This window comes from Microbacterium gawkjiense (genome assembly GCF_031932225.1).
Lineage (GTDB): Bacteria > Actinomycetota > Actinomycetes > Actinomycetales > Microbacteriaceae > Microbacterium > Microbacterium gawkjiense.
In genome coordinates this window covers 704,674-722,542 of the sequence record NZ_JAUZVV010000002.1, presented here as the reverse complement: position 1 = coordinate 722,542, position 17,869 = coordinate 704,674, and the positions used below count along the sequence as shown (strand labels likewise).

At 71.5% G+C, this 17,869-nt stretch carries 18 protein-coding genes; 8 read left to right on the top strand and 10 right to left on the bottom strand.

The features are described 5' to 3' along the window. Nucleotides 1-30: 30 nt before the first annotated feature. Together Q9S71_RS11680 and Q9S71_RS11675 are read left to right on the top strand one after the other, a co-directional pair. Entirely contained in the window at nucleotides 31-1,179 is a 1,149-nt protein-coding gene (locus tag Q9S71_RS11680) for an aminotransferase class V-fold PLP-dependent enzyme (protein WP_311862496.1), read from the top strand. 178 nt (nucleotides 1,180-1,357) lie between these two features. After that, on the top strand, nucleotides 1,358-2,713 hold the full coding sequence (locus Q9S71_RS11675) for an RNA 5'-3' helicase PhoH2 (RefSeq protein ID WP_253034002.1): 1,356 nt from the start codon (nucleotides 1,358-1,360) through the stop codon (nucleotides 2,711-2,713). A gap of 60 nt (nucleotides 2,714-2,773) precedes the next feature. On the opposite strand, the gene Q9S71_RS11670 is transcribed toward Q9S71_RS11675, so the two are convergent. From Q9S71_RS11670 to xseA, 7 genes are read right to left on the bottom strand one after another with little or no spacing between them, the layout of a single operon-like run. Further along, on the bottom strand, nucleotides 2,774-3,430 hold the full coding sequence (locus Q9S71_RS11670) for a response regulator transcription factor (protein ID WP_064001760.1): 657 nt from the start codon (nucleotides 3,428-3,430) through the stop codon (nucleotides 2,774-2,776). Continuing rightward, a complete protein-coding gene (locus Q9S71_RS11665) occupies nucleotides 3,427-4,407 on the bottom strand; it encodes a sensor histidine kinase (protein WP_311283993.1) in 981 nt (326 codons plus the stop codon). Before Q9S71_RS11665 ends, Q9S71_RS11670 begins: the two co-directional genes overlap by 4 nt. Nucleotides 4,408-4,417: 10 nt before the next feature. Further along, the gene (locus Q9S71_RS11660) at nucleotides 4,418-5,815 is read right to left on the bottom strand and encodes a class II fumarate hydratase (RefSeq protein WP_311862495.1); all 1,398 of its coding nucleotides are present in this window, start codon (nucleotides 5,813-5,815) and stop codon (nucleotides 4,418-4,420) included. A gap of 47 nt (nucleotides 5,816-5,862) precedes the next feature. Then, a complete protein-coding gene (locus tag Q9S71_RS11655; RefSeq protein WP_311863256.1) occupies nucleotides 5,863-6,462 on the bottom strand; it encodes a carbonic anhydrase in 600 nt (199 codons plus the stop codon). 32 nt (nucleotides 6,463-6,494) lie between these two features. Then, nucleotides 6,495-7,118, bottom strand: a complete 624-nt coding sequence (locus tag Q9S71_RS11650) for a DUF4245 family protein (RefSeq protein WP_311862494.1) — start codon at nucleotides 7,116-7,118, stop codon at nucleotides 6,495-6,497. Next, complete coding sequence (locus tag Q9S71_RS11645; protein WP_064001765.1) at nucleotides 7,118-7,339, bottom strand: exodeoxyribonuclease VII small subunit; 222 nt, start codon at nucleotides 7,337-7,339, stop codon at nucleotides 7,118-7,120. Before Q9S71_RS11645 ends, Q9S71_RS11650 begins: the two co-directional genes overlap by 1 nt. A gap of 10 nt (nucleotides 7,340-7,349) precedes the next feature. After that, nucleotides 7,350-8,645: an exodeoxyribonuclease VII large subunit gene (gene xseA, locus Q9S71_RS11640; RefSeq protein WP_311862492.1), complete on the bottom strand. Its 1,296-nt coding sequence runs from the start codon at nucleotides 8,643-8,645 to the stop codon at nucleotides 7,350-7,352. An 85-nt stretch (nucleotides 8,646-8,730) separates the two neighbouring features. On the opposite strand from xseA, the gene Q9S71_RS11635 reads away from it, so the two are divergent. The 3 genes from Q9S71_RS11635 (at nucleotide 8,731) to Q9S71_RS11625 (ending at nucleotide 12,089) form a co-directional block, all read left to right on the top strand. After that, the gene (locus Q9S71_RS11635; protein WP_311863253.1) at nucleotides 8,731-9,765 is read left to right on the top strand and encodes a 4-hydroxy-3-methylbut-2-enyl diphosphate reductase; all 1,035 of its coding nucleotides are present in this window, start codon (nucleotides 8,731-8,733) and stop codon (nucleotides 9,763-9,765) included. Further along, nucleotides 9,762-10,286, top strand: a complete 525-nt coding sequence (locus Q9S71_RS11630; RefSeq protein WP_311862490.1) for a DUF6264 family protein — start codon at nucleotides 9,762-9,764, stop codon at nucleotides 10,284-10,286. Before Q9S71_RS11635 ends, Q9S71_RS11630 begins: the two co-directional genes overlap by 4 nt. 63 nt (nucleotides 10,287-10,349) lie before the next feature. Continuing rightward, nucleotides 10,350-12,089, top strand: coding sequence for a peptidoglycan DD-metalloendopeptidase family protein (locus Q9S71_RS11625; RefSeq protein ID WP_311862488.1), 1,740 nt, complete (start codon nucleotides 10,350-10,352; stop codon nucleotides 12,087-12,089). Between the two features lie 58 nt (nucleotides 12,090-12,147). Here Q9S71_RS11625 and fbaA read toward each other — a convergent pair whose 3' ends face one another. Next, on the bottom strand, nucleotides 12,148-13,179 hold the full coding sequence (gene fbaA, locus Q9S71_RS11620) for a class II fructose-bisphosphate aldolase (protein ID WP_217530338.1): 1,032 nt from the start codon (nucleotides 13,177-13,179) through the stop codon (nucleotides 12,148-12,150). 189 nt (nucleotides 13,180-13,368) lie between these two features. On the opposite strand from fbaA, the gene glpX reads away from it, so the two are divergent. Further along, nucleotides 13,369-14,358, top strand: coding sequence for a class II fructose-bisphosphatase (glpX, locus tag Q9S71_RS11615; protein WP_217530336.1), 990 nt, complete (start codon nucleotides 13,369-13,371; stop codon nucleotides 14,356-14,358). Between the two features lie 133 nt (nucleotides 14,359-14,491). Next, the gene (locus Q9S71_RS11610; protein WP_311862486.1) at nucleotides 14,492-14,773 is read left to right on the top strand and encodes a hypothetical protein; all 282 of its coding nucleotides are present in this window, start codon (nucleotides 14,492-14,494) and stop codon (nucleotides 14,771-14,773) included. Between the two features lie 4 nt (nucleotides 14,774-14,777). Here Q9S71_RS11610 and Q9S71_RS11605 read toward each other — a convergent pair whose 3' ends face one another. Together Q9S71_RS11605 and Q9S71_RS11600 are read right to left on the bottom strand one after the other, a co-directional pair. Continuing rightward, nucleotides 14,778-16,040, bottom strand: coding sequence for a DNA recombination protein RmuC (locus Q9S71_RS11605; RefSeq protein ID WP_311863250.1), 1,263 nt, complete (start codon nucleotides 16,038-16,040; stop codon nucleotides 14,778-14,780). A 57-nt stretch (nucleotides 16,041-16,097) separates the two neighbouring features. Then, complete coding sequence (locus Q9S71_RS11600; RefSeq protein ID WP_311862484.1) at nucleotides 16,098-16,688, bottom strand: exonuclease domain-containing protein; 591 nt, start codon at nucleotides 16,686-16,688, stop codon at nucleotides 16,098-16,100. 105 nt (nucleotides 16,689-16,793) lie between these two features. Here Q9S71_RS11600 and ychF point away from each other — a divergent pair, with 105 nt between their 5' ends. Continuing rightward, nucleotides 16,794-17,867 (top strand): redox-regulated ATPase YchF, encoded by a 1,074-nt coding sequence (gene ychF, locus Q9S71_RS11595; RefSeq protein WP_064001774.1) that lies wholly within the window; start codon nucleotides 16,794-16,796, stop codon nucleotides 17,865-17,867. The last annotated feature ends 2 nt before the right edge of the window (nucleotides 17,868-17,869 follow it).

The following is a 17,869-nucleotide window of genomic DNA, read 5'->3' as shown; positions in this document are numbered from 1 at the left end:
CGCCCCCGGCATCCGTGGGAAAATCGGTCGGTGAGCGATCTCGAGTCCTACCTGGCCGGTTTCGACGTCGACCCCGGCTACCTCAACTGGGCCTCCTTCGGGCCCCTGTCGGCCGCGGTGCGGGAGGAAGCGCGTGCCGACGAGGAGGCTTCGGCCACCGGCCGTCCCTCCGGCATCGACCTCGTCGCCGGCCACGTCGACGAGGCCCGCGCGCTCGTGGCCGAGGTGCTCGCGGCGGACGCCGACGAGGTCACCCTCGTGCCGTCCACGACGGACGCCCTGTTCCATGCGCTGTTCGGCCTGTCGGGGACGGTCGTCCTCTCGCCGAACGAGTACCCGACGATCCCCGTCGCGGCCCGCCGCGCCGCCGACATCCGGGGCGCCCTCACGGTCCGCGAGCTCGATCCCGCGATCGCGAGCGTGACCCCCGACGCCGTGCGCGAGGCGCTCACCGACGAGGTCACGGCGGTGGCCGTCAGCCTCGTCGACTACCGGACCGGCTACCTCGCCGACCTGCCCGCCCTGAGGGAGGTCGTGGGCGACCGACTGCTCGTCGTCGACGCGATCCAGGGGTTCGGCGTCGTCGACGTCGACTGGGCGGCGGCCGACGTCGTCGCCGGGCACGGGTACAAGTGGGTCCGCGCCGGCCGCGGGACGGGCTTCGCGCGGTTCACGGCCCGCGCCCGGGAACGCATCGCCCCGGTGCTCGCGGGTGTCGCCGGCACCGACGCGGAACTCGGCGACCTCAAGGTGGGTCCGCCCAGGGCGGACGCCGCCGCGTACGCCGTCTCGCGGCCGGACCCGCAGGCCGCGGGTCGCCTGAGCGCCGCCCTGCGCGAGATGACGGAGGCCGGCATCCCGGCCGTCGCGGGGCTCGTCGCCGAGAACGCGCGACGGGTCATGGCGATCGCGGACGCCCACGGCATCCCGGTCCTCACCGATCGCGACCGGCACGCCGGGATCGTGGCGTTGGCCCCCGAGCCGGGGCGCGCGGGGGTCATCGCCGCCGAACTCGCCAACGCGGGTGTCATCGCGACCGTGCGGGACGGGCTCATCCGGGTCTCCCCGCACGCGGGCACCTCCGACGCCGCCTTCGACCTCCTCGAGGGCGCTCTCGCCGCCTCCCAGTCGGGTCCGATCGTCTCCCCGCCCGCCGCCGTGCTGCCGCTCCTCGGCTGACACGGAGAGTTCACGCATCCGACACATCCGGCGGCGTGTCGCGGCGCCGCCGTGTCGCTCGGGGCGCCTACGTTCATCCCAACGGGCAAAGCGCCTGTTCGAGTCGGCCTCTCACGACTCGTGACCCCAGGTCGACTCGTGACTGCCGGGTGGGTTCCACCCGGGGCGGGAGTGGGTTGTGGCCACACGAGCACCTGAGAAGCAGCAGCACCAGGACGGGACCGCGGACGCGGCCCAGGACCAGGATCTCCGCACGTACGTGCTGGACACCTCCGTCCTGCTGAGCGATCCGCGCGCGCTGTTCCGCTTCGCCGAGCATTCCGTCGTGCTGCCGGTCGTCGTCGTCACGGAGCTCGAGCGCAAGCGTCACGATCCCGAAATCGGCTACTTCGCCCGCCAGGCCCTCCGCCACCTCGACGAGCTGCGGGTCGAACACGGCCGACTCGACTTCCCCGTGCCGGTCGGCGCCGGCGGGACGCTCCGCGTGGAGCTCACGAACACCGACCCCACCGTCCTCCCCGCGGGGATGCGGCTGGGCGACAACGACACCCGCATCCTCTCCGTCGCGATGCACCTGAGCCAGGAGGGTCAGGCGGTCACGGTCGTCTCGAAGGACCTCCCCATGCGGGTGAAGGCCGCCTCGCTCGGTCTGCACGCCGAGGAGTACCTGGCCGAACAGGCCGTCGACTCGGGATGGACCGGTATCGCCTCGATCGACCTGTCGGGCGACGAGGTCAGCGACCTCTACGACAGCGAGGTGGGTGTCAGCGAGGACGTGCGCGGGCTCCCCGTCAACACCGGTCTCGTCATCCACTCCGAGCGCGGCTCCGCCCTCGGCCGGGTCACCGGCGACGGTTCCTACCGCCTCGTTCGGGGGGATCGCGACGTCTTCGGCCTGCACGGGCGTTCCGCCGAGCAGCGCATCGCGATCGACCTCCTGCTCGACCCGGAGGTCGGCATCGTCTCGCTGGGCGGCCGAGCCGGCACCGGCAAGTCGGCGCTCGCCCTGTGCGCGGGACTGGAGTCGGTGCTCGAGAAGCAGCAGCAGAAGAAGATCATCGTCTTCCGACCGCTGTTCGCGGTGGGCGGTCAGGAGCTCGGTTACCTGCCCGGCGACCAGCAGGAGAAGATGAACCCGTGGGGGCAGGCGGTCTTCGACACCCTCGGGTCCGTCGTCACCGGCAACGTCCTCGAAGAAGTCGTGGCGCGGGGGATGCTCGAGGTCATGCCGCTCACGCACATCCGCGGTCGGTCGCTCCACGATGCGTTCGTCATCGTCGACGAGGCCCAGTCTCTCGAGCGCAACGTCCTGCTGACGGTCCTCAGCCGCATCGGCCAGAACTCGCGCGTCGTCCTCACCCACGACGTGGGGCAGCGCGACAACCTGCGGGTCGGCCGTCACGACGGCATCGCGTCGGTCATCGAGACCCTCAAGGGCCACGACCTGTTCGGCCACGTGACCCTCGTGCGGTCGGAGCGCTCGGCGATCGCCGCACTCGTCACCGACCTGTTGGAGGCCGGCGAGCTGAGCTGACCCCGTCCGTACCGGCGACGCCCCCGACCGATCGGCCGGGGGCGTCGCCGTGTCCGTCGCTCACTCCCAGCGGTATCCCTCGCCGCGGACCGTCACGATGTGGTCGGCGCCGAGCTTCGCACGGAGGTAGCGGACGTAGACGTCGACGACGTTCGAACCCGGGTCGAAGTCGAGACCCCAGACACGGCTCAGCAGCACCTCGCGCGTGAGGACGTCGCCGGGGTTGCGCAGGAACTGCTCGGCGAGGGCGAACTCGCGGGACGACAGCTCGACGTCCCGTCCGTCGACGGTGGCCCGCCGGCCGAGGATGTCGAGCGTCACCCCGCCGCGCGTGAGGGTGGTCGGCGCGCTCGCGGCGCTGTCGCGCAGGCGCGAGCGGACCCGCGCCATGAGCTCGGCGACCGCGAACGGCTTGGGGACGTAGTCGCTGGCCCCGGCATCCAACCCTTCGATCGTGTCGCTCGTGCCGCTGCGGGCCGTCAGCATGATCACCGGTGTCGTGTCGCCCGAGCCGCGCAGCTCGCGGAGGACGTCGAAACCGTCCATCGTCGGCAGCCCGACGTCGAGGACGATGAGGTCGATCTCGCCCGCCAGCGCGATCTCGAGGGCCTCGGGGCCGTCGTCGGCCCCCACGGCCTCGTAGCCCTCGGCGTGCACGGCGCGCGAGACGAGCGAGACGATGTGCGGTTCGTCGTCGACGATCAGGATGCGGGTCATTCAGTGGCCTCTCGCTGCAGGAGGACGTCGCCGGCGCGGATCGGGGACGGCAGGGCGCCCCGGGTGCCGGTCGGGATCTCCAGGGTGAACGTAGCACCGCCGCCGGGGGTGTCCGCCACGGCGCAGTGCCCGCCGTGCGCCTTCGCGATCGCATCGACGATCGCGAGTCCCAATCCGGAACCGCCGACGTGGCGCTTGCCGGTGCCGCGGTCGAAGCGGCGGAAGATGCGGTGACGGACGGCCGGGGGGATGCCGGGGCCGTGATCGCGCACCCAGAGCTGCGCGCCGCCGGCGTGGACGGCGCTGCCGATCTCGATCGCGGTGCCGGCGGGGGAGTACTTGGTCGCGTTGTCGGCCAGCTGCAGCCACGCCTGCAGCAGGCGGTCGCCGTCGGCGCGGATGACCCCGTCCGCGCACTGCTCGACGCGCCACGCGTGATCGCCGATGACCCCGACCATCTCGAAGACCCGCTGCGTGAGGGCGGCCAGGTCGACGTCCCCCGTCGACAACTGACCGCCCTCGACCGCGGCCAGCACGTCGATGTCGCCGATGAGGCGTGTCATGCGGTCCAGCTCCGCCATCCCGAGGGAGCGGATCGCCTCGACGTCGTCGGGGTCGGCGGCATCCATCATCTCGAGGTGACCGCGCACGATCGTGATGGGCGTCTTCAGCTCGTGACGCACGTCGTCCAGCAGGCGTCGCTGGTTCTCGAACGCCCCCTCGACCGTGTCACCCGAGGGGAGGGATGCCGCACCCCGCCGTTCGAGCACTGCCCACCCCACGACGCCCACGCCCGCAAGGGCGGGGACGGCGGTCGCGCCCCACACGAGCGCGGTCCAGCCGGCTGCCTGCGGGGCGGTGAGCAGGACGACGACGAACGCCGCCGCACCCACGCCGACGAGGCCCGCCGCGGCGACCGCGAGAAGGATCCCGAGTCCCGGCGTGCCCCGTCGCGGTGGTGCGGCGGCGCTGTTCACGCTCCGATTATCAACCAGGGTGGGTCATCGAGAGGAGGTCGAGCTTCTCGTCGAGCTGCTGCTCGGTGAGCTCGCCCCGTTCGACGTACCCGAGCTCGATCACCGCGTCGCGCACCGTGATCCCCTTGGCGACCGAGTGCTTCGCGATCTTCGCGGCGGCCTCGTAGCCGATGAGCTTGTTGAGCGGGGTCACGATCGACGGCGACATGCCGGCGTAGGCCGCTGCGCGCTCCTCGTTCGCCACGAGACCCGACACGGTCTTGTCGGCGAGGACCCGCATCGCGTTGGAGAGCAGTCGGATCGACTCGAGCAGGGCCGTGCCCATGACGGGGATCGCGACGTTCAGTTCGAAGGACCCGGATGCCCCGGCCCAGGCGACCGTCGCGTCGTTGCCGATGACGCGGGCGGCGACCATGAGGGTCGCCTCCGGGACGACCGGGTTGACCTTGCCCGGCATGATCGACGAGCCCGGCTGCAGGTCGGGGATGTGGAGCTCGCCGAGACCGGTGTTCGGCCCCGATCCCATCCAGCGGATGTCGTTGTTGATCTTCGTCAGCGAGACGGCGATGGTGCGCAGGGCGCCCGAGGCCTCGACGAGCCCGTCGCGGTTGGCCTGCGCCTCGAAGTGGTCGTTCGCCTCGGTGATCGGCAGTTCGGTCTCGGCCGCGAGCAGCGCGATGACCTTCTGCGGGAACCCGAGGGGCGTGTTGATGCCGGTGCCGACGGCGGTGCCGCCGAGCGGGACCTCGCCGACGCGGGGGAGGACCGACTGCACGCGCTCGATGCCGAGACGCATCTGACGCGCGTACCCGCCGAACTCCTGGCCGAGCGTGACCGGGGTGGCGTCCATCAGGTGGGTGCGGCCGCTCTTGACGACGCTCTTCCACGCCTCGGCCTTCTCCTCGAGCGCCACGGCGAGGTGGTCGAGGGCGGGGATGAGGTCGTCGATCAGGGCCTGCGTGACGGCGATGTGGACCGACGTGGGGAACACGTCGTTCGACGACTGCGAGGCGTTGACGTGGTCGTTGGGGTGGACGGGAGCGCCGAGCTTGCGGGTCGCGAGGGTGGCGAGCACCTCGTTCATGTTCATGTTCGAGGAGGTGCCCGAGCCGGTCTGGTACGTGTCCACCGGGAAGTGCTCGTCGTACGCGCCGGTGACGACCTCGTCCGCCGCCCAGGCGATCGCGTCGGCGATGGCGCCGTCGAGGGTGCCGAGCTCTTTGTTGGCGAGCGCGGCCGCCTTCTTGATGCGTGCCAGGGCCGCGATCTGCGTCGACTCGAGGCCGGAGCCCGAGATCGGGAAGTTCTCCACCGCGCGCTGAGTCTGCGCGGCGTAGAGCGCGTCCTTCGGAACACGCACCTCGCCCATCGTGTCGTGCTCGATACGGTACTCGGTCGGCTCAGTCATGGTCGTTCACGTCCTCGTTTCAGTGACTGTCGTGCGGGGGATTGAGCTCAGGCGACGTCGCCCACGACGACGTCGGGGATCGCCGTGCCGTCGGCGAGGCGGTAGTTGGCGCCGACGATCGCGACGCGACCCTCCGCGACGGCCTCGCTGATGAGCTCGGACGAGCGCAGGATGCCGGCGACGGTGTCGCGGAGGTGCTCGCGGCCGACCTCTTCGGCATCCACCGTCTGCGCCGTGGCGCCCTCGTGGGCGGTGAGCACGCGTCGGACGGCCGGGACGATGGGGGCCACCTGTCGCCAGATGTTCGCGGGCAGGGCGGGCGCATCCGCCGCGGTCGAGTCGATGGCCGCGCGCACGGCGCCGCACTCGTCGTGGCCGAGGACGACGATGAGCGGGACGTTCAGCACGGCGACGGCGTACTCGAGGCTGCCGACGACCGAGTCGGAGACGACCTGGCCGGCGTTGCGGATGACGAACAGGTCACCGAGGCCCTCGTCGAAGATGATCTCGGCGGCCAGTCGCGAGTCGGAGCAGCCGAACAGGGCAGCGGTCGGACGCTGCGCGTGTGCGAGTTCGTGACGGCGTTCGGCGTCCTGCCGGGGATGCCGCGGCTCACCGGCGACGAATCTCCGGTTGCCCTCCAGCATGGCCGTCCAGACGTCTGCGGGGGTCGTCGTGCTCAACGGAGCTCCTCTCTCAGGGTGCGGATCTGGTCGCCCAGGCTCGCGGCGACGGTCTCGGCGGCGCCGCGGTCAGTGGAGGCTGCCAGGCCGATGACGACGGTGTCGGTGCCGGCCGTGGTGGCGAGGGCGTAGTCGATGGTGTCGACGGCGCTGGGGAGGTCGTAGACGTCCCACTCGATGCCGTCGATCGTGGTCGTCCCGGTCGGGGCGTACCCGCCGAGCTCCCTCGAGACCCAGCCCTCCGGCGGGGCGAAGGCCTGCGTCACCTCGACGTAGCCGGTCGACGGCGCGTAGACGACGCGCCATTCGCCGCCCTCGACCTTCGCGGAGTTCACGCGCCACTCGTCGGGCGCGCTGGGGACGATCACACCGTGCCCGGCGGTCCGCTCCGCCTCTGCGGCGGCGGCAGGGACGTCGGCCTCGGGGATGTCGGCGGGGGTGCCGCGGGGGACCCCGAGGTAGACGACGGCCATGATGCCGACGCACACGATGAGCGCGGCGATGAGGTTGCGGAAGGTCTTGCTCGAGCGGTAGCGCTCGGAGGCCGCGGCTTTGCGCGCGGCGGTCTCCTCGGGTGTCTCGGGTCGGCCGAGCTCGGCGACGATGCGGGGCCGGGCCATCAGGGCGCCGTTCCGCCGTCGGGACGCGCCTCGTCGAGGCGTCGCTTCGCGCCGAGCAGCCATTCCTCGCAGCGGGCGGCGAGGGCCTCGCCGCGGGTCCAGAGGGCGAGCGACTCCTCGAGGGTGGGGGAGCCCTGCTCCAGCTGTGCGACCACCTGCACGAGTTCGTCGCGGGCCTGCTCGAAGGAGAGGGTCGACACATCCCCGGCGTCGGTCGTCATGGCCTCCATCCTAGTTCGCGGGTGACGGGCCTTCCGCCCCGGCCTCCGACACCTCGCCGGACGAGCGCGCCGCGAAGGAGCCGCGACCGACGGTGACGACGACGTCCGTGCCGACGGGGGCCTGCGCGGCGTCGCGGACGATGGCGCCGCCCGGCAGGTGCGCGATCGCGTACCCGCGGTCGAGGGTCGCACCGGGGGAGAGGGCGCGCAGCGACGCCCGCAGCTCCGCCGTCGTGCGGGCCGCGGCATCCCATCGCCGTCGCATGACGTCGCGCCCGCGCGACGACAGCGCCACGACCTCCTGGGCGCGACCGGTGAGCATCGACTCGGGGTCCCGCAGCACGGGACGCGAGCGCAGCTGTGCGAGCGCGGCGATGTCGTGCGACACGCGCTGGGTCAGGCGTGTGCGGGCGCGGCTGCGCAGCTGCTGTACGAGCGCGCGCTGCTCGGACACGTCGGGCACGACGCGCTTGGCCGCGTCGGTCGGGGTCGACGCACGCAGGTCGGCGACCTCGTCGAGGAGCGGGTGGTCGTTCTCGTGCCCGATCGCCGAGACGACGGGGGTGGATGCCGCGGCCACCGCGCGGACGAGCCGCTCGTCGCTGAACCCCAGCAGCGACTGCGGGTCGCCACCGCCGCGGGCGACGATGATGACGTCGACCTCGGGATCGGCGTCGAGGGTGCGGAGGGCGGCGAGGGTCTCGGGGACGCAGCGGTCACCCTGGACGGCGGCGTACACGGTGCGGAAGACGACGTGCGGCCAGCGCAGCTCGGCGTTGCGGTGCACGTCCTTCTCGGCGTCGCTGCGCTCGCCCGTGATCAGTCCGATCACGTGGGGGAGGAAGGGGAGGGGCTTCTTGCGTGCGGGATCGAACAGGCCCTCGGCCCGGAGCGTGGCGCGGAGGCGTTCGAGCCGCTCGAGCTGGTCGCCGAGGCCGGTGTGGCGCATCGACGAGACCGTGAAGGTGAAATCCCCGGTCTTCGTGAAGTAGTCCGCCTTGACGCAGGCGATCACGCGGTCGCCGATCTTCAGGTCGTCGGGGGTGCGCTGCAGCGTCGAGGACCACATCCGGAACGAGAGCATGCCGTCGCCGGCGGCATCCTTCAGGCGTCCGAAGACGTGACCGCCCCGCAGGTTCCAGGCCGTGATCTCGCCCTCGACCCAGACCGACCCCCACTTCTGGACGAAGTCGCGGATGGTCTCGTTCAGTCGGGAGACCGAGGTCGGCGTGTCGGGGGAGGAGTCCCGCGGGTGCACGGCGTCCGGCGGCGGGACGGCGCCCGGCTCGGTCTGGAAAGTCGTCACGGACACCCATCTTGCTGCACACGTCCCCCACCCAGCCGGGGCTTCGTACAATCGAGGGGTGACCTCACCTGCCGTTTCGCTGCCGATGCCCCGAATCCCGGGAGCCCGCGGGCGGCTCGTCGACATCCCCGTCCAGGGCTCCAAGCGCGTCCTCCTCGCTGCTCCGCGCGGCTACTGCGCGGGCGTGGACCGCGCCGTCATCGCGGTGGAGAAGGCGCTCGAGCGCTACGGCGCGCCCGTCTACGTGCGCAAGCAGATCGTCCACAACATCCACGTCGTGACCGAGCTCGAGTCGATGGGCGCGATCTTCGTCGACGAGGTCGACGAGGTCCCGGAGGGCGCGCACGTCGTCTTCAGCGCGCACGGCGTCTCGCCCGCGGTCGTGAACGCCGCCGCCGACCGCGGACTGCAGGCCATCGACGCGACCTGCCCGCTCGTCACCAAGGTGCACCGCGAGGCCGTGCGGTTCGCACGCGACGACTTCGAGATCCTCCTCATCGGGCACGACGGTCACGAAGAGGTCGAGGGGACCGCCGGTGAGGCGCCCGACCACGTCACCGTCGTCAACTCGCCCGAAGAGGCCGACACCGTCGAGGTGAAGGACCCCGACAAGGTCGTGTGGCTCTCGCAGACGACGCTGTCGGTCGACGAGACGATGGACACCGTCCGCCGCCTCCGCGAGCGATTCCCCAACCTCCAGGATCCGCCCTCCGACGACATCTGCTACGCGACGCAGAACCGTCAGGTCGCGATCAAGAAGGTCGCGAAGGATGCCGACCTCGTCATCGTCGTGGGCTCGGCCAACTCGTCCAACAGCGTCCGGCTCGTCGAGGTCGCCCTCGAATACGGCGCGAAGGCGGCGTACCGCGTCGACTACGCCCACGAGATCAAGCAGGAGTGGCTCGACGGCGTCGAGACCGTCGGTGTCACCTCGGGCGCGTCAGTCCCCGAGGTGCTCGTGACCGAGGTCCTCGAGGACCTCGCCGGCGCGGGGTACCGGGATGTCGCCGAGGTGAAGACGGCGGAGGAGGACCTCATGTTCTCGCTGCCGAAGGAACTCCGTCAGGACCGCTCCGGCCGCCCCGACGACCGTGCCCTCGGGGGACGGACCCGCCCGTGAGCGACGACCCCCGACCGCGACCGCAGTACGGGGAGTACGCGACGCCCGAGCAGCAGCGCGCCGCGATACGGCAGCCGGAGCTGGAACCGGCGGCACCCGTCGACCCGCCGCATCCGCCCACCGCCCCGGCGACGACCGTGGCGGCTCGTCCGACGCGGATGGCGGACCGCATCATCACCGTGGCGCTCCTGGCCTACGGCCTCGTGACCGTCATCGGCGCCATCCCGCAACTGGTGGACTTCACGTCGTTCGCGAAGACCTGGATGGAAGTCGCCGGCGTCGACGGCGAGTTCACCAACACGGCGCAGGGCGCGCTGTGGGGCGGGGTCGGCGCGACCGTCTTCGCGGTGGGCTGGGTTCTCACCGCGGGGTTGTCGTGGTGGTCGCTCGCGAAGGGCCGCGCGAGCTGGTGGATCCCGCTCGTCGGCGCCATCGTCACGTTCGTGATTGTGAGCGTCTGCCTCGTGATCCCGATCTTCGGCGACCCGGGCCTCGTGCGGGGCCTCGCGCTCGGTTCCTAGCACCTGGTACTTTTACGGCTGCTGCGGGTGTTCCCTCGCGTGCGTCATCTCGGGAGGGGAATCGTGACCGGCACACCCCGGAGGATCGCCTCCACCGCCGTCGCTCTGGCCGCGACGATCGGTCTGCTTCTGGCCGGCGGGCCCGCCGCGGCGGCATCCACTCCCGCAGCGACCCCCGTCGCCGCGACCCCCGCGCCGACCGCCGCGGCCCTGACCGCGGGCACGGTGGCCGTCACCGGAACCCCCGCCGTCGGGGCGAAGCTCGCGGCGACCGTCGTCGGGTTCGGCCCCGCTCCCGTCACCGTCGCCTACCAGTGGATGCGCGGGGGAGCCGTGCTTCCCGGCGCCACGGGGGCGACGTACACCCCCGCGACCGCCGATGCCGGCGCGACCCTGTCGGTCCGCGTGACCGTCGCCAAGACCGGGTATACGTCCCTCGTGCGGACGAGCGCGGGGGTGGTCGTGGCGCGCCTTCTGACGCCGCCGTCCGCCGTCACGATCTCGGGCGCGGGCACCGTCGGCGCCACGCTGACGGCGGCCCCCGGCACCTGGGCTCCCGCGGGGACCGCACTCGCGTACCAGTGGCTCCGCGGCGGCGCCCCGATCGCGGGAGCGACGGCGCGCACGTACCGTCTGGTCGGAGCGGATGCCGGTACCACCGTCGCGGTGCGCGTCACCGGCACGAAGGCGGGCTACACCCCGGCCGTTCGCACCTCCGCCGGGATCGGCGTGCTCGCCCCCTTCACGTCGACACCGAAGCCGACCATCACGGGGACTGCCGCGGCGGGCAAGACGCTCACCGTGAGCCCGGGTTCGTGGCGACCGGCGCCCGAGCAGCTGAAGGTGCAGTGGCGGGTTGACGGCGGAGCGATCGAGGGCGCTACCGGGACGAGCTGGGAGGTCCCGACGTGGGCCGCCGGCCGCTCGGTCAGCGTCTCCGTGACCGCCGTCAAGAAGAATCATCGGAGCGTCACGACGACCTCGGCGGGCAAAACCGTGGCCCTCTCGCTCGGGTCCGTGATGACCCCCGGGACGACCCTCCGTCCAGGCATGATGCTCACCTCACCCGACGGTCGCTACACGTTCGGGCTGCGCGGCGACGGCAATGTGGCGCTCACGCGCGACTACGCCCTCGTGAGGACTGCGCGGACGACCGGCACCTTCGACGCCAGCCTCCTCTTCTCGGGCGACGGGGAGCTGCTCCTGCTCGACGAGCGCGGCGTCTCGGTGTGGTCCTCCCAGACCGCCGGGCTCGAGGCGAGGGCCGCGATCCTCGGCAACGACGGGGTGCTCCGGCTCGTCGACGGCGACGGCGACGACCTCTGGACGAGCGCGGCGATGTCCGCCCAGCCTGACGCGACAGCCGCCGGGCCGTCGGTGCCCGGCCGCTACGGGTGGGCGTACCCGCTGCGCCCCTCGGGCACCTTCACGACCTACTCGGGCCACAGCGGCGACGACATCGCCGCGCCCACCGGGACGCCCGTCTACGCGATGCGGGGCGGGACCGTCTCGGTCCGCGAGGTGTGGATCCGGACCGGCTGCCCCTCCTGGGCGCCCAACACCACGAAGCAGAAAGAGGTCGTCGTGACCTCGACGGTCGACGGGATGCGGCTCGAGCAGGTGTACGCCCACCTCAGCGCCTTCTCGGTGAAGACGGGTCAGACCGTCGCCGCCGGACAGCGGATCGGGTCCGTCGGTTCCACGGGGTGTTCGACCGGCCCCCACCTGCACACCGCCTTCACCGTCGACGGGGTGCGCTACGCCCTGTACCCGCGTGACGTCCTGGGCACCGCCCGGTACTGAGCCCGACACGAAACCCCGGTCCGTGCGGACCGGGGTTTCGTCGTGGGGGTCGCTCTGCTCAGACGCCGAGCGACTTGCCGGCCGAGCCGAGCTGCTGCGTAGCGGCGACGACACGCTCGGCCATCGCGGACTCGGCGACCTTGCCCCAGGCGCGCGGGTCGTACAGCTTCTTGTTGCCGACCTCCCCGTCGAGCTTCAGGACGCCCTCGTAGTTCGACAGCATGTAACCGGCGACCGAGCGCGTGAAGGCGTACTGGGTGTCGGTGTCGATGTTCATCTTCACGACGCCGTTGCTCACCGCGAGGGCGATCTCCTCGTCGGACGAGCCGCTGCCGCCGTGGAAGACGAGGTCGAGCGGCTTCGGGCCGGTGCCGAAGTGCGCGGCGATGCCCTCCTGGATCTCGCCCAGGAGCTCGGGGCGGAGCTTCACGCCGCCCGGCTTGTACACGCCGTGGACGTTGCCGAAGGTCAGCGCCGAGATGTAGCGGCCGTTCTCGCCGAGGCCGAGCGCCTCGACGGCCTTCGTCACGTCGGCGACGGTCGTGTACAGGGCGTCGTTCGAGCCCTCGTGCGCGACGCCGTCCTCCTCGCCCCCGACGACGCCGACCTCGATCTCGAGGATGGCGTTGATGTTCTTCATGCGCGGGAGCAGATCCTGCGCGATCTGGATGTTCTCATCCAGCGGCACCGCCGATCCGTCCCACATGTGCGACTGGAAGATCGGGTTGCGACCGGCCTTGACCTCGGCCTCGGAAGCCTCGATGAGGGGGAGGACGAAGCCGGGGAGAGCGTCCTTCGGGCAGTGGTCGGTGTGGAGGGCGACAGTGATCGGGTAGTTCTTCGCGACCTCGGTGACGTACTTCGCGAAGGCCAGGGCGCCGGTGGCGCGGCCCTTGACCGTGTGGCCGGCGAAGTAGTCGGCGCCGCCGGTGGTGACCTGGAGGATGCCGTCGGAGCCGGCCTCGGTCAGGCCCTGGAGGACCGCGTTGATGGTCTGCGAGCTCGAGACGTTGATCGCGGGGTAGGCGAATCCGCCTGCCTTCGCGCGATCCAGCATGTCGGCGTACTGGTCAGGGGTGGCGACGGGCATGTGAGCTCCTCGGGAAGGGGTGTGGATTCAGGCCAACTCTATCGAAGGGTCGGCATCCGCTCCGGTTCGGCGTCGCCCTGCGCATCACGCGGGGCCGCTCTCTTCACCGATGGAAAGATTCGGCATTCCTTCGTGTCCATCACCACGGAATCCGGGGGGCGGGAGGGAGGCCGGGCCTAGGCTGAGCCCATGGTGAGCCTGACTGCCGACATGAGTCCGCTGCATCCCGACCGCAACCTCGCGCTGGAGCTGGTCCGCGCGACCGAGGCTGCCGCGATCCGCTCCGTCCCATTCATCGGGCGCGGCAAGAAGGAGCTCGCCGACGGCGCGGCCGTCGACGCCATGCGCGCCTTCCTCACGACGGTCAACTTCGACGGCGTCATCGTTATCGGCGAGGGCGAGAAGGACAACGCCCCCATGCTCTTCAACGGCGAGCGTGTCGGTACCGGGCGCGGACCGCAGTGCGACATCGCCGTCGACCCCATCGATGGCACGACGCTCACCGCCGAAGGGCGCAACAACGCCCTGTCGGTCATCGCCGTGGCCGACCGCGGGGCGATGCTCGACGCCTCGACGGTCTTCTACATGGACAAGATCGTGACCGGCCCCGCCGGCGTCGGCGTGGTCGACATCCGCCTGCCGATCGCCGAGAACATCCGTCGCCTCGCGAAGGCGCTCGACAAGCCCGTCGACGAACTCGTTGTCTCGGTCCTGAACCGGCCGCGCCACGCGAAGCTCATCGAGGAGATCCGCGAGGCCGGCGCCGGCACGCGACTGATGAGCGACGGCGACGTCGCCGGCGGCATCAACGCCGCGCGGCACAACGCCCGCACCGACATGTGCGTCGGGATCGGCGGCAGCCCCGAAGGCATCGTGACGGCCTGCGCGATCAAGGCGCTCGGGGGTCACATCCAGGGGCGGCTGTGGGCGCGCGACGACGACGAGAAGCAGCGGGGCATCGATGCGGGTCTCCGGCTCGACGACCACGTGTACGAAGCGGACGACCTCGTCCGCGGGAACAACACCCTTTTCGTCGCGACCGGTGTCACCAACGGCGAACTGGTCGCGGGGGTGCGCCGGGTGGGCGACTTCGTCTACACCGAGAGCGTGGTCCTGCGCGGGGCTTCGGGCACGTTGCGACGGATCTCGTCGGAGCACCTCACCTCGAAGTGGCTCTGACCCGACCGGTCGCCGAGGCGTCGTAGCGGACACGCGCGCTGAGCGTCAACCCAGGATCCGGCGCGACCCCTCTGGCACAATGGACCGTGGTGTCAGCTGTCCCCGGCACTCGCCACCGCCCCCAGGAGTTCACATGTCGACCGCATCCAGTGACCCGCGCACGGGCCAGCTCTCGCTCACGGGTCACCTTCCCGTCACGCCGACGGGCCAGATCCCGATCGTGGGTCAGGTGACCGGCGGGGTGCGTCCGGCGACCGCCCCGATCCCGGTGGTCGACGACCCGGCGCGCCGTCCCGACGTCCTCCTGCGCCGTCGCATGCCCCCCGGGCACGAAGTGAACGCGTGGTGGCTCATCGGCGCGTTCCTCGCCGTGTCCATCGGCGTCGTGGGTCTCATGACCTTCTTCCCCTCCTGAGCGCTCAGTCGCTCGCGAGGCGTCCGCGCAGTTCGCCGAGATCGGCCGACTGCTCGCGATCCTCGAGCAGTTCGGGCGCCGTGAGTCGGCGGGTCGTCGACTCGATCGTGGTCGGAGACGGCAGCGCCTCGAGCTGCGTGTCGTCGATCCCTGGGAATCGCCGGGCGCTCACCAGGACGCGGGTCTCCAGCGACCCGGCGAACCGGTTGTAGCTGTCGACGGTGCGCTCGATCGCGCGCCGGAGATCGTCGGCGTGACCGGCGAGCGAGCCGAGGCGGTGGTACAGCTCGTTGCCGAGATCGAACAGCCGGCGCGCCTCGGTGGACACGTCCTGCTGCGTCCACGTGTAGGCGACGGTCTTGAGGACCGCCCACAGGTTCACGGGGGAGGCGAGGGCGACCCGCCGACCGAACGCGTACTCGAGGAGGGCTGGGTCCTCCTCGAGGGCGGCGGCGAGCAGCGACTCGCTCGGGATGAAGCAGACGACGAATTCGGGGCTCGACGGCATCCCGGCCCAGTACTTCTTCTTGGCCAGCGCGTCGATGTGGCCGCGCACGGCGGCGACGTGCCGGGCGAGCAGTCTGCTGCGCCGTGCGGCCTCCTCACCGACGGCGGTCACGGGGATGGCGCTGGCCTCGAGATAGGCGTCGAACGGTGCCTTCGCGTCGACCGCCAGCGCCTTGTCGCCGGGGAGCCGGACGATCATGTCGGGGCGTCCGGCCCCGGCATCCGTCGAGATCGAGGTCTGCGTGTCGAAGTCGACGTAACGCGTGAGACCCGCGGACTCGACGATGCGGCGCAGGTGCGTCTCGCCCCACACACCGCGCGCGCCGTTGGAACGCAGAGCGCCGGCGAGTGACTCGGTCGTGGCCCGCAGCGCCTCGTCGGACTCCTGGGCGCGGCGCAGCTGCTCGGCCAGCGACCCGAACTGCTCCTGCCGGTCGCGCTCGAGGTGATCGACCTTCTGCTGCATCGCGGCGAGGGTCTCCTGCACGGGGGCGAGCGCGCGCAGCACCGTCTGCTCGCGGCGTTCCCGCTCGTCGCGCGCGGCCTGCTCGGCGTGGATGCGGGCCGTCACGTCGCGGTGGAGCGAACGCTGCTGGTCGAGCTGGACCTGCAGGGCGTCGCGGGCCGCCTCGGCCGCCGAGGCCTGCGCCTGGAGCGCGCCCCGCCGCCCGGCTTCACGAGCCGAGACGACCGCGCCCGCGGCGACGGCGCCGGCGAGGAGGCAGAGCACGGCGAGTACGACGGAGAAGACGGCATCCATGTCCGTCATGGTGCCCCACGCCTCCGACATCCGTCGGCGCCGCGCGGGCGAGGGGTCTCAGGCGGCGGTGGCGGGCACGGCGGAGGGGATCTGCGGGATGCGGACGCCCAGGAGCATCGCGAGCTCGACGAGGTCGCCCGCCCCGGCGCGGGCGGCCGCATCGATGACGATCTGCGCGCACGCGAGCGCGTCGGCGGCGGCGTCGTGGTGGGCGAAGTCGAGGTGGCCGGCGGCCGCGGCGACGAAGGGGAGCCGGTACGACGGGAGGTCGTACGTCTTGCGCGCGACGTGCAGGCTGCAGAGGTAGCGGGCCTCCGGCGGGACGTGACCGGTGACCTCGCATGCCGTGCGGAGGACCCGCATGTCGAAGCCGGCGTTGTGGGCGACGAGGATGTCGTCGCCGACGAAATCGAGCAGGCGCGGCAGCTGCTCCGTCCAGGTGGGGGCCGTCACGACATCGGACTCGCGGATCCCGTGGATGCCGACGTTGACCTCGAAGAAGCGGTCGTGGCCGGCCGGGGGGCGGATCAGCCAGCCCTCCGAGGCGACCACGCGACCGCCCCGGACCCGGGCCACTCCCACGGCGCACGCCGAGGCGTTGGAGGGATTCGCCGTCTCGAAGTCGATCGCGGTGAAGTCCAAGGGCATGCCCTCACCTTCGCCGCCGGGAGGCCCGCCCCGGCGGAGGCGCGCCGCCGGGAACCGGGACCGGCGGGCGCGGCGCCGCGCGCCCGCCGCGTAGAGTGGATGCCCGTGGCTCTCACCATCGGAATCGTCGGACTGCCCAACGTCGGCAAGTCCACCCTCTTCAACGCCCTCACCAAGAACGACGTGCTCGCGGCGAACTACCCGTTCGCGACGATCGAGCCGAACGTCGGCGTGGTGAACCTGCCGGACCCCCGGCTCGACACCCTCGCGGAGATCTTCTCGTCCGAGCGCATCCTGCCCGCGACGGTGTCGTTCGTCGACATCGCCGGCATCGTGCGCGGTGCGAGCGAGGGCGAGGGCCTCGGCAACAAGTTCCTCGCCAACATCCGCGAGGCCGACGCGATCGCCCAGGTCGTCCGCGGGTTCGCCGACGACGACGTCGTCCACGTCGACGGGGCCGTGAACCCGAAGAACGACATGGAGACGATCAACGCCGAGCTCCAGCTCGCCGACCTCGAGACCCTCGAGAAGGCGATCGTGCGCTACGAGAAGGAGGTGCGCGGCAAGAAGCTCGACCCCTCGGTCCTCGAGACGGCGAAGGCCGCGCAGGAGGCGCTGCAGCGCGGCGAGCTCCTCTCGGCATCCGGGATCGATCTCTCGCCCATCCGCGAACTCGGCCTGCTCAGCGCCAAGCCGTTCATCTTCGTCTTCAACGTCGACGAGGCCGTCCTCACGGATGCCGCCCGCAAGGCGGAACTCGCCGCGCTGGTCGCGCCCGCCCAGGCCGTCTTCCTCGACGCGAAGATCGAGTCCGAGCTCGCCGAGCTCGACCCGGAGGATGCTGCCGAACTGCTCGCCTCGACCGGGCAGGACGAGTCGGGCCTGGACCAGCTCGCCCGGGTCGGGTTCGACACCCTCGGGCTGCAGACCTACCTGACGGCCGGCCCCAAGGAGGCCCGCGCCTGGACGATCGGCAAGGGATGGAAGGCGCCGCAGGCCGCCGGCGTCATCCACACCGACTTCGAGAAGGGCTTCATCAAGGCCGAAGTCATCTCGTTCGAGGATCTCGTCGCGACCGGCTCGGTCCAGGAGGCGCGGGCCAAGGGCAAGGCGCGCCTCGAGGGCAAGGACTACGTCATGCAGGACGGCGACGTCGTCGAGTTCCGCTTCAACAACTGAAG